This window comes from Actinomycetospora sp. C-140 (genome assembly GCF_054796175.1).
The window spans coordinates 314,145-328,806 of the sequence record NZ_JBTWNF010000004.1; the positions used below are offsets into that span (position 1 = coordinate 314,145).

Annotated in this window: 15 protein-coding genes; 11 read left to right on the plus strand and 4 right to left on the minus strand. The window is 73.0% G+C overall.

The window, feature by feature from the left end; genetic code table 11:
* Positions 1-56: 56 nt before the first annotated feature.
* From ACR9E3_RS09430 to ACR9E3_RS09465, 8 genes are all read left to right on the plus strand, one after another.
* A complete protein-coding gene (locus ACR9E3_RS09430; protein ID WP_460379973.1) occupies positions 57-638 on the plus strand; it encodes an HD domain-containing protein in 582 nt (193 codons plus the stop codon).
* Positions 635-1,777: an Ldh family oxidoreductase gene (locus ACR9E3_RS09435; protein WP_460379974.1), complete on the plus strand. Its 1,143-nt coding sequence runs from the start codon at positions 635-637 to the stop codon at positions 1,775-1,777. Before ACR9E3_RS09430 ends, ACR9E3_RS09435 begins: the two co-directional genes overlap by 4 nt.
* Positions 1,731-3,113, plus strand: a complete 1,383-nt coding sequence (locus tag ACR9E3_RS09440) for an MFS transporter (protein WP_460379975.1) — start codon at positions 1,731-1,733, stop codon at positions 3,111-3,113. Before ACR9E3_RS09435 ends, ACR9E3_RS09440 begins: the two co-directional genes overlap by 47 nt.
* Positions 3,110-4,198 carry an isocitrate/isopropylmalate dehydrogenase family protein gene (locus ACR9E3_RS09445; protein WP_460379976.1) on the plus strand — a complete coding sequence of 363 codons (1,089 nt, stop codon included), beginning with the start codon at positions 3,110-3,112 and terminating at the stop codon, positions 4,196-4,198. The genes ACR9E3_RS09440 and ACR9E3_RS09445 overlap by 4 nt, the downstream gene beginning before the upstream one ends.
* A 90-nt stretch (positions 4,199-4,288) precedes the next feature.
* Entirely contained in the window at positions 4,289-4,588 is a 300-nt protein-coding gene (locus tag ACR9E3_RS09450; RefSeq protein WP_460379977.1) for a YciI family protein, read from the plus strand.
* A gap of 219 nt (positions 4,589-4,807) precedes the next feature.
* Positions 4,808-5,992, plus strand: coding sequence for a xylose isomerase (xylA, locus tag ACR9E3_RS09455; protein WP_460379978.1), 1,185 nt, complete (start codon positions 4,808-4,810; stop codon positions 5,990-5,992).
* Positions 5,993-6,095: 103 nt separating this feature from the next.
* Positions 6,096-6,470: a DUF1330 domain-containing protein gene (locus ACR9E3_RS09460; RefSeq protein ID WP_460379979.1), complete on the plus strand. Its 375-nt coding sequence runs from the start codon at positions 6,096-6,098 to the stop codon at positions 6,468-6,470.
* Entirely contained in the window at positions 6,467-7,309 is an 843-nt protein-coding gene (locus ACR9E3_RS09465; RefSeq protein ID WP_460379980.1) for an alpha/beta fold hydrolase, read from the plus strand. Before ACR9E3_RS09460 ends, ACR9E3_RS09465 begins: the two co-directional genes overlap by 4 nt.
* Here the strand turns inward: ACR9E3_RS09465 and ACR9E3_RS09470 are convergent.
* Both ACR9E3_RS09470 and ACR9E3_RS09475 read right to left on the minus strand, forming a co-directional pair.
* Positions 7,290-8,282, minus strand: coding sequence for an SDR family oxidoreductase (locus ACR9E3_RS09470; RefSeq protein ID WP_460379981.1), 993 nt, complete (start codon positions 8,280-8,282; stop codon positions 7,290-7,292). The two genes, ACR9E3_RS09465 and ACR9E3_RS09470, sit on opposite strands and share 20 nt — an antisense overlap.
* 23 nt (positions 8,283-8,305) lie before the next feature.
* Positions 8,306-8,968: a DUF3159 domain-containing protein gene (locus ACR9E3_RS09475; RefSeq protein WP_460379982.1), complete on the minus strand. Its 663-nt coding sequence runs from the start codon at positions 8,966-8,968 to the stop codon at positions 8,306-8,308.
* 174 nt (positions 8,969-9,142) lie between these two features.
* On the opposite strand from ACR9E3_RS09475, the gene ACR9E3_RS09480 reads away from it, so the two are divergent.
* Positions 9,143-10,000 carry a helix-turn-helix transcriptional regulator gene (locus tag ACR9E3_RS09480; RefSeq protein ID WP_460379983.1) on the plus strand — a complete coding sequence of 286 codons (858 nt, stop codon included), beginning with the start codon at positions 9,143-9,145 and terminating at the stop codon, positions 9,998-10,000.
* Between the two features lie 200 nt (positions 10,001-10,200).
* A complete protein-coding gene (locus ACR9E3_RS09485; protein WP_460379984.1) occupies positions 10,201-12,243 on the plus strand; it encodes a SpoIIE family protein phosphatase in 2,043 nt (680 codons plus the stop codon).
* Positions 12,244-12,293: 50 nt separating this feature from the next.
* On the opposite strand, the gene ACR9E3_RS09490 is transcribed toward ACR9E3_RS09485, so the two are convergent.
* The gene (locus ACR9E3_RS09490) at positions 12,294-12,677 is read right to left on the minus strand and encodes an FHA domain-containing protein (RefSeq protein ID WP_460379985.1); all 384 of its coding nucleotides are present in this window, start codon (positions 12,675-12,677) and stop codon (positions 12,294-12,296) included.
* Between the two features lie 118 nt (positions 12,678-12,795).
* Between ACR9E3_RS09490 and ACR9E3_RS09495 the strand changes: the two genes are divergently transcribed.
* Positions 12,796-13,911 carry an NDMA-dependent alcohol dehydrogenase gene (locus tag ACR9E3_RS09495; RefSeq protein ID WP_460379986.1) on the plus strand — a complete coding sequence of 372 codons (1,116 nt, stop codon included), beginning with the start codon at positions 12,796-12,798 and terminating at the stop codon, positions 13,909-13,911.
* An 86-nt stretch (positions 13,912-13,997) separates the two neighbouring features.
* Here ACR9E3_RS09495 and ACR9E3_RS09500 read toward each other — a convergent pair whose 3' ends face one another.
* The gene (locus ACR9E3_RS09500) at positions 13,998-14,651 is read right to left on the minus strand and encodes an RNA polymerase sigma factor (RefSeq protein WP_460379987.1); all 654 of its coding nucleotides are present in this window, start codon (positions 14,649-14,651) and stop codon (positions 13,998-14,000) included.
* Between the last annotated feature and the right edge of the window lie 11 nt (positions 14,652-14,662).

Here is a 14,662-nt window from a genome sequence, read left to right on the forward strand (position 1 = left end):
CCAGGCGACCTACTGTCCGACGAGAGCACTCAAATGTCGACAGATTGAGGTCAGCGTTGACGGCGACGACGACACGAGCGACGGCGCAGGCCGTCCGGGACCTGCTGCCCGAGATCGCGGAGATCACCGGGGACGAGCTGCGCGACGCGGTGACCGACATCTGGCTGCGGGCGTGGACCTCCAGCGTGTGGGAGGACCTCGAGGTGGTCCCGAAGTCGCCGGAGCTGCCGGCCTTCCGCACGCTCGCGGTGCACTCCCGCTCGGTCGCCCGGATCGCGGCGGGGATGGCGGAGACGGTTCGGGAGCTCCACGGGGTGACCGTCGACCGCGACGCGACGCTCGCGATCGCCCTGCTTCACGACGTCTGCAAGCTCCACGAGTTCGAACCCGCTCCCGAGGGCGGGTGCCGCTTCTCGACGACCGGCCGCCTCTACCAGCACGGGTTCCTGGGTGCGCACTGGATGCTCGAGGCAGGCCTCGACGAGGAGCTCGTCCACGCGGTCATCGCGCACACCCCGCACTCGTCGGTGGTGCCGCGCACGCAGGAAGCAGTGCTCGTGCACTACGCCGACTTCGCCGACTCCGACGTCCAACTGCTCGACGCCGGCGCCCGCCTGTTCTGCAAGAGGCGCTCGTGAGCACCGGCGGCCGGTTCGACCTCACCGGTCTGCGCCGGTTCGCCGCCTCCGTGCTGGACGGCACGGGGATGCGGCCCGACGACGCAGAGCTGCTGGCCGGGTCCCTCGTGGAGGCCGACGCCACCGGGGTGGCGACCCACGGCCTGACCCGGCTGACCGCCTACGCCGCCCAGCTGCGGGCGGGCCAGGTGAACCCCGCACCGGAGGAGCGGACGCTGTCGGAATCGGCGTCGGCGCTCCTGGTCGACGCCGACCGCGGCTTCGGGGTCCCGGTCGGGGTCCGGACACTGCGGCGGCTGATGGCCAAGGCACGGGAGACGGGCGTGGCCTACGGCGGCGTCACCGCCGTCGCCCACTTCGGGGCCGCCGGCTACTTCACGAGGATGGCCGCACGCGAGGGGTTCCTCGCCCTGGCGATGAGCAGCACCTCCCCCTCGGTCGTGCCGTTCGGGGGGCGGGAACCGCGGATCGGCAACAGCCCGATGTCGTTCGCCGCCCCCGGCGTGGCGGAGCCGGAACTGGTCCTGGACATGGCGCAGTCCATGAGCTCGCGCGGCCGGATCAAGGTCTTCGCCACCGAGGGCCGTGACCTGCCCGAGGGGTGGGCGGTCGACGCCGCCGGTCGGCCGACGCGCGACCCGGACGCCGCCCTCGCGGGAGGGGCGCTCCCCAGCGGCGGGCACAAGGGCGCGGCCCTGTCCCTCATGGTCGAGATGCTGGCGTCGGGACTCACCGGAGCCCACCTCACCCGCGACATCCGGCACTCGGGGTTCACTGCGGCCGGCAGCCCCGACCTCTCCGCCGACGTCACGGTCGGGAACGCCTATCTCGTCCTCGACACCGACGTCTTCGGTGACGCCGCCGAGGTTCGGAAGCGCGCCACGGGCATCGCCGAGCACGTCCGGAAGTCCACCCCCGCGGACGGTGTCGACCAGGTGCTCGCGCCCGGCGACCCGGAACGCCGCCGCCTTGCCGACGCGGCCGCCCACGGCGCCCCGCTCTCCTCGACCACGGTGGACGAGCTGCGGCGCCTCGCGCGTGACCTCGGCCCGACCTTCCCCGCCCCGCTCGACGCCGACCAGGGAGCAGACCATGGACACGGAAGCGCTGAGATCACCGGCCGCCGGGACGACCGGTGACGACGACGGCCGCACGGGACGCCGGGACCGCCGGCGCACGATCATCGCGGCGTCCGCCGGCAACTTCGCCGAGTGGTACGACTGGGGCGTCTACGGCGTCGTCGCCACCCTCATCGCGCAGAACTTCTTCCCACCCGGCAACGAAGCCCTCGCGCTGCTGAGCGCCTACGCGGTCTTCGCCGTCTCCTACCTCACCCGCCCGCTCGGCACGGTGATCTTCGGGCACATCGCGGACTCGGTCGGGCGGGCCCGGGCCCTGTCGTTGACGATCATGATCACCTGCGGCGCGACGGCCCTCATCGGACTGATCCCGACCTACGCCACCATCGGTGTGGCGGCGCCGATCCTGCTCCTCGCGATGCGGCTCATCCAGTCGCTGGGGACCGGCGGCGAGTACTCGACGGCGATCTCGTTCGTCTACGAGCACGGACCGCGCGGGCGGAAGGCACGCTCGGTCGGGGTCCTCACGGCGGTGACCTTCCTCGGCCTGCTCACCGGCTCGGTCCTGGCCACGGCGCTCTCCGCGATCCTGCCCGAGGAAGCATGGGCCACCTGGGGATGGCGAGCGCTCTTCCTGCTGTCGTTGCCGATGGGCCTGATCGGGCTCTACCTCCGCCGCCGCACCCAGGACGGTGCGGAATTCCGAGCACTGCAGGAGACGCAGCGTCGGAAGACGTCGGTGGCGTCGTCCCCGGTGCTCGAGGCCCTGCGGACCTCGGGCGGTCGCATCCTGCTGTTCGTCGCGTTCCTGGGGTCCTGGTCGATCGTGTCGGCGACCCTGACGTCCTATCTCGCCACGTTCCTCAAGCAGAACGACGCGCTCAGCGAGACCCAGGCCTATGCGGCCAACACCGTCGGCGCGGCGACGGTGGTCGTGGTGGTGCTGGCGTTCTCGCTGGTCGCCGACCGCCTCGGACTGCGGCGGTCGACGATCGTGGCCAGCCTGGTCGTCGCCGTGACCACCGTCCCGGCGTTCGTGCTCGTGGGCTCCGGGGTCGCCGGGGCCTTCATCGGCGCCTTCGTCCTCGGAGCGGGCAAGGGCGTACTCGCCGTCCCCCTGCTCCTGGCGGTCAGCCAGATCTTCCCGGCGAGCATCCGGGTCAGCGCCGGCGGGCTCTCGTACAACATCTCCCAGTCCGTGCTGGGCGGTACCGCCCCGCTGATCGCGGTCGCGCTGAACGAGCTCGTCGGGTCCTCCCTGGCCTTCTCCGCCTACATCGTGGCGTCCTCGCTCGTGACGCTGCTCATCATCCTCACCGCGGGACGGCGCTGGATCAGCGACTCGGCGGAGCACTCGGGCGACGTCGGCTCCCTCGCCCCGGGACACGACCGGTGACCGCCGGGGAGGCCGGGCCCGCTCCGCGCAGCGTGTCCGTCGGCGTCGTGCCGGGAGACGGGATCGGCCCGGAGCTCGTCGCGAGCGCCTGCGAGGTCCTCACCGCGGCGGCGGGAGGCGGCGTCCGCTTCCGATTCGAGATCGAGGACGCCGGTGCCGACACCTACCGGCGCACCGGGCAGGCCCTCGACCCGCAAGCCCTCGATCGACTCCGCGGTCGTGACGGCATCCTCAAGGGCCCCGTCGGCCTCCCCGGCGTCCGCCGGCCCGACGGCACGGAGGCCGGGCTCCTCGGCGGTGTCCTCCGCGGCGGCCTGGACGCCTACGTCAACGTCCGGCCCATGCGTCTGCTGCCCGGGGTGCGCAGCGCGCTGCGGGGCAGCCCGACGATCGACCACGTCATCGTCCGTGAGAACACCGAGGGCCTCTATCTCGCCCGCGGGCTCGGGGTCGGTAACGAGCGCGCCGTGGCCGACCAGCTCCTCATGACCCGTCACGGGGTGGAGCGCGCCGTCCGGTACGCGTTCGGCCTCGCCCGGCGCCGCGATGGTGCCCCCGTGGACGGCGTCCACCGCGTGACCTGCGTCGACAAGTCGAACGTGCTGCGCTCCTTCGCCTTCTTCCGAGCGATCTTCGACGAGGTCGCCGGCGAGTACCCCGACGTCGAGGCCGACCACCGATATGCCGACGCCGCCGGCCACGACCTCGTCGCCCGCCCCGAGCACTTCGACGTCCTGGTCATGGAGAACTTCCTCGGGGACGTGCTCTCCGACGTCGCGGCGGCGACGGTCGGAGGTCTCGGGATGTGTCCCGGAGGCAACATCGGCGACGACCACGCCTACTTCGAGCCCATCCACGGCAGCGCACCGCACCTCGCAGGACGGGATCTCGCCAACCCCGTCTCCCAGATCCTCGCCGCCGCGATGCTGGCCGACCACGTCGGCGAGCCCGCCGTCGGACACCTCATCCGGGACGCGGTCACCGACGCCTTCGCCACCGGGCAGATCGAGATCCTCCCGAACGGCTCGCCGAAGGAAGGGACCAGCGCCGTCACGCGCGCTGTGCTCGCCGCTCTGCACCGGTGAACCGCCCGGCGCGAACAGGCCGCGGTCCTCGCACGAGGTCTGTCACGATCGGGCGACGCCCGGCACGACACCCCGGATCGGAGCTGCCCCATGGCGACGTTCGTGCTCAGGCTCCAGGCCGCTCGCCCGGACTTCGCGCTCACCATGAGCGACGAGGAACGCGAGATCATGGGGCGCCACGCGGCGCACTGGCAGCCCTACATCGACGCGGGCCGGATGGTCGTCTTCGGGCCCGTGCTCGACGAGACCGGCTCGTTCGGGCTCGGCGTCGTCGAGGGAGTGGACGAGGCGGAGCTGCGGGAGTTCGCCGCGACCGACCCCGTCGTCACCACGGGGACCGCCCGGTTCCTGATCGGCACCATGCTCGCCGGGTTCGTCCGGCCCGCGTAGGGCGAGGGCGCGCGACGGATCGACGAGGGAGGACGAGCCCGCATCGCCGCCTGATCCGCGCCCCGCACCGGGGCACGCGGGGCGACGATCCGCGTGCCGAGGACGGACCCCGGCGGACTCGCCGGACACCGGGCGAGGGGAGGTCGCGGCGGGCGGCCGATGGACGTCGTCGGTGAGGAGGACGAGGCTCGCCGTCGACGCCGACCCGAGGATGTGCCCATGGCCGCGCCCACCCGTGAGGACAAGTTCAGCTTCGGGCTCTGGACGGTGGGCTGGCAGGCCCGCGACCTGTTCGGGGAGGCCACACGGCCGGTGCTCGCCGCGGTGGAGGCGGTGCACCGGCTCGCCGAGCTGGGCGCCTACGGGATCACGTTCCACGACGACGACCTGGTCCCGCCGGGCAGCGATCCCGACGAGCGGGCACGGATCGTCCGCGAGTTCCGGGCCGCGCTCGACGAGACCGGGCTCGTGGTGCCGATGGCCACCACCAACCTGTTCGGCGACCCGGTCTTCAAGGACGGCGGCTTCACCAGCAACGACCGCAGCGTGCGCCGGCACGCGCTCCGCAAGGTCATGCGCAACCTCGACCTGGCCGCCGAGCTCGGTGCCCACACCTACGTGTTCTGGGGCGGCCGCGAGGGCTCGGAGGTCGACTTCGGCAAGGACGTCGGTGCGGCGCTCGACCGCTACCGCGAGGCGATCGACACCCTCGCGCAGTACGTGATCGACCACGACTACGGCATGCGGTTCGCGCTCGAGCCCAAGCCCAACGAGCCCCGCGGCGACATCCTGCTGCCCACGGTGGGGCACGCGCTGGCGTTCATCCACGAGCTCGAGCACCACGAGATGGTCGGCATCAACCCCGAGACCGGCCACGAGCAGATGGCGACGCTGAACTACACCCACGGCCTCGCGCAGGCGTTGTGGGCGGGCAAGCTGTTCCACCTCGACCTCAACGGCCAGAAGGGTCCGCGCTACGACCAGGACCTGGTGTTCGGCTACGGCGACCTGCTCCAGGCGTTCTCGACGGTCGACCTGCTCGAGAACGGCTCCCCGGGGGGCGGGCCGGGCTACGACGGGCCGCGGCACTTCGACTACAAGCCGCTGCGCACCGAGAGCATCGAGGGGGTGTGGGAGTCGGCGCTGGCCAACATGGAGACCTATCTGGCGCTGCGGGAGAAGGCCCGGGCCTTCCGTGCCGACCCCGAGGTGACCGAAGCGCTCGCGGCCGCGTGGGTCCCCGATCTGGCCCGGCCCACGCTCGGCGAGGGCGAGAGCTACACCGACCTGCTGGCCGACCGCAGCGCCTTCGAGGACTTCGACATCGACCGCGCCCGGACCCAGGGCTACGGCTTCGCCCGCATCCAGCGGCTCGCCGTCGAGCACCTGCTCGGGCGGCGCTGACGCCAGGCGCTCGCCGACCGCTCACCGTTTCGGTGGACGCCTCAAAACTTGCGTGTCGATTGGCAAGTATGTGAGGGTGGTGGGGAACCGAGAGGAGCCCGTGATGATCGAGCTACAGGACGGCGCGGTGGCGACGATGCTCGCCGAGGACCCCGGGGGCCCCGTGGTGATGCTCAACCTGCTGCGCTTCCGCCCCGACGGCGGGCGCGAGAGCTACCAGCGCTACGTCGACGCGATCGGCGGCGTGGTCGCGCGGCACGGCGTCCAGATCACGTATCTGGGTGAGGGCGGGCGTCCTCTCGCCGCCGAGGAGGGACAGGCCTGGGACATGGTCGCGCTCGTCCGCTACCCGAGCCGGGAGCACTTCGCGGCGATGATCCGCGACCCGGAGTACAGGCAGGCCGAGCACTTCCGCACCGAGGCCCTCGTCGAGGCGGTCCTCCAGCCGACCGTGCCGCTGGCGGAGGTGGCGGCGTGACGGTGGTGCTGGTGCACGGCAACCCCGAGACCCCGGTCGTCTGGGATCCGCTGCTGGAGGCCCTGGAGCGGACCGGGGTGCGGGAGCGGATCGTGCGGCTCGCGCCGCCCGGCTTCGGGGCGCCGCTGCCCGAGGACTTCCCGGCCACGCCGGACGCCTACCGCGACTGGCTCGTCGGCGAGCTCGAAGCGATCACGGGAACGGACGGGCCCGTCGACCTCGTCGGACACGACCTGGGCGGGAGCCACACGCTGCGGGTCGCCATGAGCCGCCCCGACCTGCTGCGCAGCTGGGTCAGCGACACGCTCGGGGCCTTCGAGCCCGACTACGTTTGGCACGAGCTCGCGCAGCGCTGGCAGACGCCCGGTGTCGGGGAGGCCGACGTGGCCGAACGATTCGGCCCGGGCCGTGACGTCGACGCGGTGGTGGCGCTGCTCGTCGGCCGCGGGATGCCCGAGCCGGTCGCCCGGCGGGTCGTCGCGGGCCAGGACGAGGCCATGGGACGCGCGGTGCTGCGGTACTACCGCGCCGCCGTGCAACCGGTGATGGCCGAGGCCGGTGCCCACCTCCCCGATGCGGGCAAGCGCCCCGGCCTCGCGGTGCTCGCCACCGCCGACCACGTCGTGGGCGACGAGGGTCAGCGCCGACGCGCCGCGGCCCGGGCCGGCGCACGGGTCGCGGAGCTCGAGGGCCTCGGGCACTGGTGGCTGGCCCAGGACCCGGAGCGTGCCGCCCGGGTGCTCGTCGACTTCTGGGCGGAAGTCGCCGTGACCACGATCCCCGCGTCCCGGACACCCGGACACCGCCCGGCGCGACGGCCTAGTCCCGCCGGGCGCTGAACGGCTGGGCGGCGCCCTGCCGGTCGCCGGCGCCCTCGTGTGGGAAGGCCACCCCGGTCAGCTCCTGGGACACCGTCCACATGCGCTCGGCGTCCTCGGTGCTGCGCATCGGGGCGAAGAGCTTCTGCTCCGCGGGCGGGCCGCCCAGGTTGCCCAGACCGCGGGGTCCGTAGAAGCGCCCGCCGCTCGCGCTCGGGGAGGTCGCCGCGTAGAGCGCGGGGAGCCCCGCGCTCTCGGCGGTGCCGAACAGGACGCCGCGGGCGGACAGGGCGCCGATGAGCCTGCGGCCTCGCGCCGGCTCGTCGCGGCCCAGTTCGGCGCGCGGGGCGAGCAGGCTGGTCGGGGCGACGCCGGGGTGGGAGGCATTGCTGGTGATGCCCCACCCGCCGGCGCGGCTGCGCCGGTCGAGCTCGAGGGCGAAGAGTCCGAACGCGATCTTCGACTGGGAGTACGCGCGCATGCCGTCGTAGGAGCGGCCCCACTGGAGGTCGTCCCAGTGGATCGTCCCGCGGCGGGCGGCGACGCTGATCTGCGAGGTCACGCGCGCGTGTCCGGCGCGCAGCAGCGGCATCAGGTGGGCGACGAGGGCCACGTGGCCGAGGTGGTTGGTGCCGAACTGGAGCTCGAACCCGTCGGCGGTGGTCTGCCGGTCGGGCGGGGTCATCACCCCGGCGTTGTTGATCAGGTGGTGGATGGGCCGGTTCTCCTCGCGCAGCGTCGCGCCGAGGGCGGCGACCGAGGCGAGGGAGGAGAGGTCGAGGGTGCGCAGGGAGACGGTCGCCTCCGGGGCGCGCTCGCGGATCGCGGCGATCGCCGCCTCGCCCTTGCGCGGGTTGCGGACGGGCAGCACGACCTCGGCGCCCGCGGTGGCGAGGCGCCGGGCGATGCCGAGGCCGATGCCGTCGCTGCCGCCGGTGACGACGGCGCGCGTGCCGGTGAGGTCGGGAACGGTGATGTCGGGGGTGCCGGGCATGGCTCTCTCCTCGGAGTGTGGGGTCAGGCGGGGGACGGGGTCGCGGAGATCGCGCGCCGGGCGGCGATCAGCGTGACCGCGGCGAGCACGGCGAACACGGGTGCGGCCGCGACGCCGAGGGCGGCCAGGACCGCCGGCTGGTCCGCGAGGTAGGCCACGCCCCGCGCGACGAGGTTGAGGGCGTGGAACGCGACGGCCGCGAGCGTGCTGGCGGTGTAGACGCGCAGGAGACGTGCGTGGTCACGCCAGTCGTCGGGCCCGCCGACGAGGCGGTTGAACAGCACCCCGGCCACCGGACGCCGGACGAGCACCGAGCCGAGGAAGACCACCCCGAGCACGGCCGGGATCAGGGTGGGGAGCAGGAAGAAGGCCCGCGCTTCGCCGGCGAGGGCGGCGATGGCCGCGCACACGCCGGCGACGGCGAGTCCGACCACCGCGCCCCGCACGGACTCCCGCCGGGCGAGCCGCACCCCGAACGCCACCGGCGCGGCCACGGCCAGGGCGAGGAACGCGACGGTCAGCCCGCCGACGGCGTCGGCGACGACGAACACGACGGCCGGCGTGGCGGCGACGACGATGCCCGTCACGCCCCCGGAGCGGGCGAGGGCCCCGCGCAGCGCGTCGGCGAACGGCGGCGCCCCGTCCGGGGGGACCGGGTCGGCGGCCGTGGCGGCGTCGTTCGTCATGGAGCGCTCCTCGGATCGGGGGTCGATGACGACGACACTCGCCCGGCGCCGCCGGGACAGCCACGGCCTGCCGATCCCCCCTTCCGCGGATCACCGAAGGGGGGATCGACAGGCCGTGGTTGCGCCCTGTCCGACGCCGGTAGGAACGAGGGGAGCGAGGAGAGGGCGTGCGCGATGATCGATCGGGCCGGGCTGGCGGAGTTCCTGCGGCGTCGCCGGGAGTCGTTGCAGCCCGAGGACGTCGGTCTCCCGCGGGGGCAGCGCCGCCGGACCAGCGGGCTGCGGCGCGAGGAGGTGGCCGGGCTGTGCCACATGTCGACGGACTACTACGCGCGCCTCGAGCGTGAACGCGGACCGCAGCCCTCGGCGCAGATGATCGCCGCGATCGCGCAGGGACTGCACCTCTCGCTCGACGAGCGCGACCACCTGTTCCGGCTGGCCGGGCACCACCCGCCCGCTCGCGGCGTGGACAGCGAGCACGTCAGCCCCGGCCTGCTGCGGATCCTCGACCGCCTCACCGACACACCGGCGGAGATCGTCACCGAGCTCGGCGAGACGCTGCGCCAGACCCCGCTGGGTGTCGCGCTGGTCGGCGACGCGCTCGACCACACCGGTCCGGCGCGCAGCCGCGGTTACCGGTGGTTCACCGACCCGGCCAGCCGGTCGATCTACGCGCCCGAGGAGCACGCGTTCCTGTCCCGGATGTACGCCTCGGGCCTGCGCGGCCTCGCGACGCTCCGCGGTCCGGGCTCGCGGGCGGCCCACTACGCCGACCTCCTGCTGGCCCGCAGCGCGGAGTTCCGCGAGCTGTGGGACGCCCACGAGATCGGCATCAGGCCCCACGACGTGAAGCGCTTCGTGCATCCCGAGGTCGGCACGCTGGAGCTGAACTGCCAGACGCTGCTCGACCCCGACCAGTCCCACCGCCTGTTCGTCTACACCGCGGTCCCGGGCAGCGAGAGCTACGAGAAGCTCCAGCTGCTGTCGGTGATCGGGGCCCAGCCCGTCACGTCACCGTCGGAACGGCGATGACGATCTCTGCGACCGCGGTGCCGGAGCGCTGTTCGCGTGGGAGCGCCGTCGTCGTGAGAATGCCGGCGGGTGCGGATCGGGCAGTCGAAGGCCGACGGTGCCGGTGAACGGCTCCTCGAACAGCATGCCCGACGGAGCCGCCCGAACGGGGTCCGCGGGACCCTGGTGCGGTCGGTCGGAGCCGAGGGACGGAGGGCGATGTGCCGGACCGCGACGACGCGCTGCGCCGAACGGTGGGCGACGCCGACGAGGTGCGCGAGGCGTTCGAAGAGCTGCCGCTGATGATGGCGGCGATGGACGGACCGGAGCTGCGGTTCGTGGCGGCGAACGCGGCCTACCGGGCGCTGGCGAGGCCCTCGCAGATCATCGGTCGATCCCTGCGCGAGATCTTTCCCGAGATGGGCGGGCAGCAGGTCTTCGAGGCGGTCGAGCGCGTCTACGACTCCGGCGAGCCCTCCTCGATGCACGAGTGGCGTATGCAGTTCGGGACCGACGACGCGGGGGAGCCGCGGGAGTTGTTCCTCGACGTCCACCTCGTGCCGCGATTCCTGGCCGACGGCAGCGTGCGTGGGGTCGCGGGCTACATCACCGACGTCACGGAGCTGGTCCGGGCACGACAGACTGCTCAGACCGAGGCCGCCGAGGTCGAGCGCCGCTACGAGCGGGCGCGGGACGTGATCGCCGTGCTGCAGCGGGAACTGCTCTCGCCAGGCTTGCCCGTGCTCCCGAGCGTCCGCATCGCCGCCAGCTACCTGCTCGCGGACGCCGACACGGCCGCCGGGGGCGACTGGTTCGACGCGCTGCCGTTGTCGCAGGGCCGCGTGGGGCTGGTGGTCGGTGACGTCGTCGGCCACGGGGTGGCCGCGTCGGCGGTGATGGGTCAGCTGCGAGCGATCGTGGCCGAACGGCTCCACAGCGGCGCCACGGTCCCCGACGCCCTGGCTGCCGTCGATTCCGTCGCTGACCGGGTCCCGGGTGCGCGGGCGGCCACGGTGTGCATCGCCGAGCTGGACACGTCCACCGGGGCCGTGTCGTACTGCACGGCCGGACACCCGCCGCCGCTCGTCGTCCCCGTGTCCGGTGAACCCTGGTTCCTGCCCCCCTCCGGGGCGGGCCCCCTGGGCACCGGGTCGGGATTCCCGCTCGCGCACGCGACGCTGGACGTCGGAGACGTGGTGCTGTGCTACACCGACGGCATCATCGAACGCCCCGGTCGAGCGCGGACGTCCAGCAGCGAGGAGTTCATCCGGGTCGCCGCGGACACCGCCGCCGGGCGCGCCTGGTCCGTCGACGAGTTCTCATCAGTCGGGCGGATGTGCGCCCAGATCCCGGAGCTCCTGGTGCGGGCGACCGGGCACAGCGACGACATCACCCTGCTGGCCGCCCAGGTCCGCGAGCCTCTCCCGGCGCTGGACGTGACCCTGCCCGGCGAGCAGGCGAGCATCGGGACGCTGCGGCGGCGGCTCTCCGACTGGCTCGCTGAGCTGGAACCCGGCCCCGACGACCTGTTCCGCCTTCTCCACGGGGTGAACGAGCTGGTCACCAACGCCGTCGAGCACGCCCCGACGGGCAAGTACCGGGGCTCCGTGCGATTGCGGGCGAGTGTGGACGCCGACGGGAGGCTGCACGCCTCCGTCTCCGACGAAGGCCGCTGGTCGGAGCGGACCGACCCGACCAACGGCGCCGCGCCGGCCCTCACCCCGGCCCGAGAGGGACGGGGGCGGGGTCTGGCGTTGAGCCACCGGCTGCTCGACTCCCTCGAGTTCACACGGGGCGTCCTCGGCACGACGGCTCGCATCACCCACCGCCTCGCACGCCCCGCGCGGTTGCTGACCGCCGGCGACGTGCTCGGCGCCGTCGCGACCCACCCACCGACGCGCCACCGAGCTGAGTTCCTCATGGTCGTCGAGGACCGTCCGGCGCGGGTTCCTCGCCTCCGTCTCGCCGGACCGGTGGACAGTGACACCGCCGAGCACCTGCGCAGGGAGCTCGTGCGCCGCACCGCGGATGCCAGAGATCCCCTCATCGTCGACCTCAGCGAGGTGACGCTGCTGGCCAGCGCCGGCGTCGCCGTGCTGGCCGCCGCCGACGGCAGAGGCACGTCCGGCGGGCTGGAGCTCTACGCCCCGGCCGGCAGCGAGGCCGATCAGGTCCTCACCCTCGTCGGCATCGACCACACGACCCGGGACCCCGGCCCGGAGCGGACCACCGGTCGCGGCGGCGTGGCGGACCTTCCCGACTGACAGGGAGAAGGTCCCCGACTCGGAGGCAGGGATGTGCTGCCGTCCTCCCGCTAGGCCCGGGTGCGGAAGTGCAGCGTCGAGTGCCCGACGCGGATCGTGTCGCCGTCGGCGAGTCGGCAGGTCTGCGTGGGGACGCCGTTGACGAGGGTGCCGCTGGTCGACCACCGGTCGGACAGGGTGGCGTGCCGGCCGTCCCACTCGACCACGAAGTGGCGGCGGGACACCGAGATGTCGGCGAGCACGACGTGGGCGTCCTCGCCGCGGCCGATCACGTTCGGGCCCGTGACCAGTCGGTGGGAGCGGTGGGAGCCGTCGTCCACGATCAGCGACGCGGCGAGCTCGCGGGGCCGCCCGTCCGGGGAGCCCTGCTGGACCCAGCCGAGCTGCTGGGGTGGGTCGTCGCCGGTCTGGCCGTGTCGGTCGTCCCCGACCATCGCTCGCCTCCGGACCGGATCTTGATCATGCTCGATGGACTGTGTCACTGTCCCACCGACGATGCGAGGTCGTGCATCGATCGAGGACAGGGCCGGCGGACGCGTGGTGGGAGACCGGATGAAGACTCGTGCGGCAGTCATGGACAAGGGCCAGACGGAGTTCGAGATCACCGAGCTCGAGGTCGACGATCCGGGCCCCGGCGAGGTGCACGTCAAGTTCACCGCGTCCGGTCTGTGCCACTCCGACCTGCACCTGGTCGAGGGCATCTACGGGGACTCCCCCCGGTTCCCGATCGTGGCCGGTCACGAGGGCGCCGGGATCATCGAGTCGGTCGGTCCAGGCGTGACGCACCTCGAGCCCGGTGACCACGTCGTGTGCAGCTTCATGCCCAGCTGCGGCTACTGCCGGTACTGCGAGACCGGGCACACGAACCTGTGCAACATCGGGGCCAACATCCTGCAGGGCTGCATGCCAGACGGGACGTTCCGCTACCACCGTGGCGGCACCGACCTCGGTGGCTTCTGCATGCTCGGCACGTTCTCCGAGCGGGCCACGGTGCACGAACGGTCGGCGGTGAAGGTCGATCCGTGGCTCCCGCTCGACGTGGCCGTCCTGGCCGGGTGCGGCGTCCCGACCGGGTGGGGCTCCGCGGTCAACGCCGGCGGCGTGCGGGCGGGCGACACGGCGGTGATCTTCGGCGCCGGCGGCGTCGGGATGAACGCGGTGCAGGGAGCCGCACAGGCGGGTGCCCAGTACGTGGTGGTGGTCGACCCGGTGGAGTTCAAGCGGGAGACGGCGCTGTCGTTCGGCGCGACCCACACGTTCGCGGACGCGGAGGAGGCCGACGCGAAGGTCAAGGAGCTCACCTGGGGCAACGGCGCGGATCAGGCGATCCTGACCGTCGGCGTGATGGACGAGAAGGTCATCCGGCAGGCCTTCGACATCGTGGGCAAGGGCTCGACGGTGGTGCTGGTCAGCCAGGCGAACGCCGCGAACAACACGATCCAGCTCCCGAGCGCCCTGATGGTGCGCAGCGAGAAGGTCATGCGCGGCGCCCAGTTCGGCTCGTGCAACCCGCACCACGACATCCCGCGGCTGCTGCGGCTGTGGAACAAGGGCGGGCTCAAGCTCGACGAGCTCATCACCAAGCGGTACACCCTCGACCAGGTCAACGACGGCTACCAGGACCTGCGCGACGGCAAGATCATCCGTGGGGTGATCGTGCACGAGTGACCGCTCCCTGTCCGGCCACGACGCACGGACGCCTGGTTCGGCCCGGTGGGGAGGAGATTCGCCGGCTCCGCGACCATCCGAGCGGCTCAGGCCGCCCTGCGCAGGTCGCCGAGCCCCGGATCGGCCCGCAGCCGGCGAAGGGCGACGAAGCGGTAGTTCTTCGCGGTGCCGAGCGAGATGCCGAGCTCGGCGGCCGCGTCCTTGATGGTCATCTGGCGGATGTCGACGAGCTCGACGAGGTCGCGTTCGCGGGGGGACAGTGAGGCGAGCGCGCGGGCCAGGACGAGGTGGAAGACGACCGGGTCCTCGACGGCAGCCGTGTCGTCGGGCAGCTCCGCCGCCGCGTCCTCGTCGTGCTCCCGGCGGAGCCGGTCCCGGCTTGCCCGCGTCCCCACGGTGACCGCCTCGTTGCGGATGGCCTGGTAGAAGAACGGGGCCTCCTTTCCGGGCTCCCGCATCTCCGGGGGCTTCTGGCAGATCTTTCGCATGACTTCCTGGAGGAGGTCGTCGGCGAGGTCCGCATCTCTCCCCAGCGTCCGCCGCGCGAAGGCAAGGAGCTTCGCCCGCTCGGCCTCGTAGAAGACGAGCATCCGGTCGAGGCGGTGGCGCGCGTCCGTCGCCGAGATGCGCTGCAGGCCGCCACGGGTCTCGCGGTCGTGCGCCAGCCCGTCGACCGGGGGCATCCACCTCGGGTCGAACCGACGGAGCAGGTGCCCGAGCCAGCTCTCGTCCCCGTCCACCACGACGACCC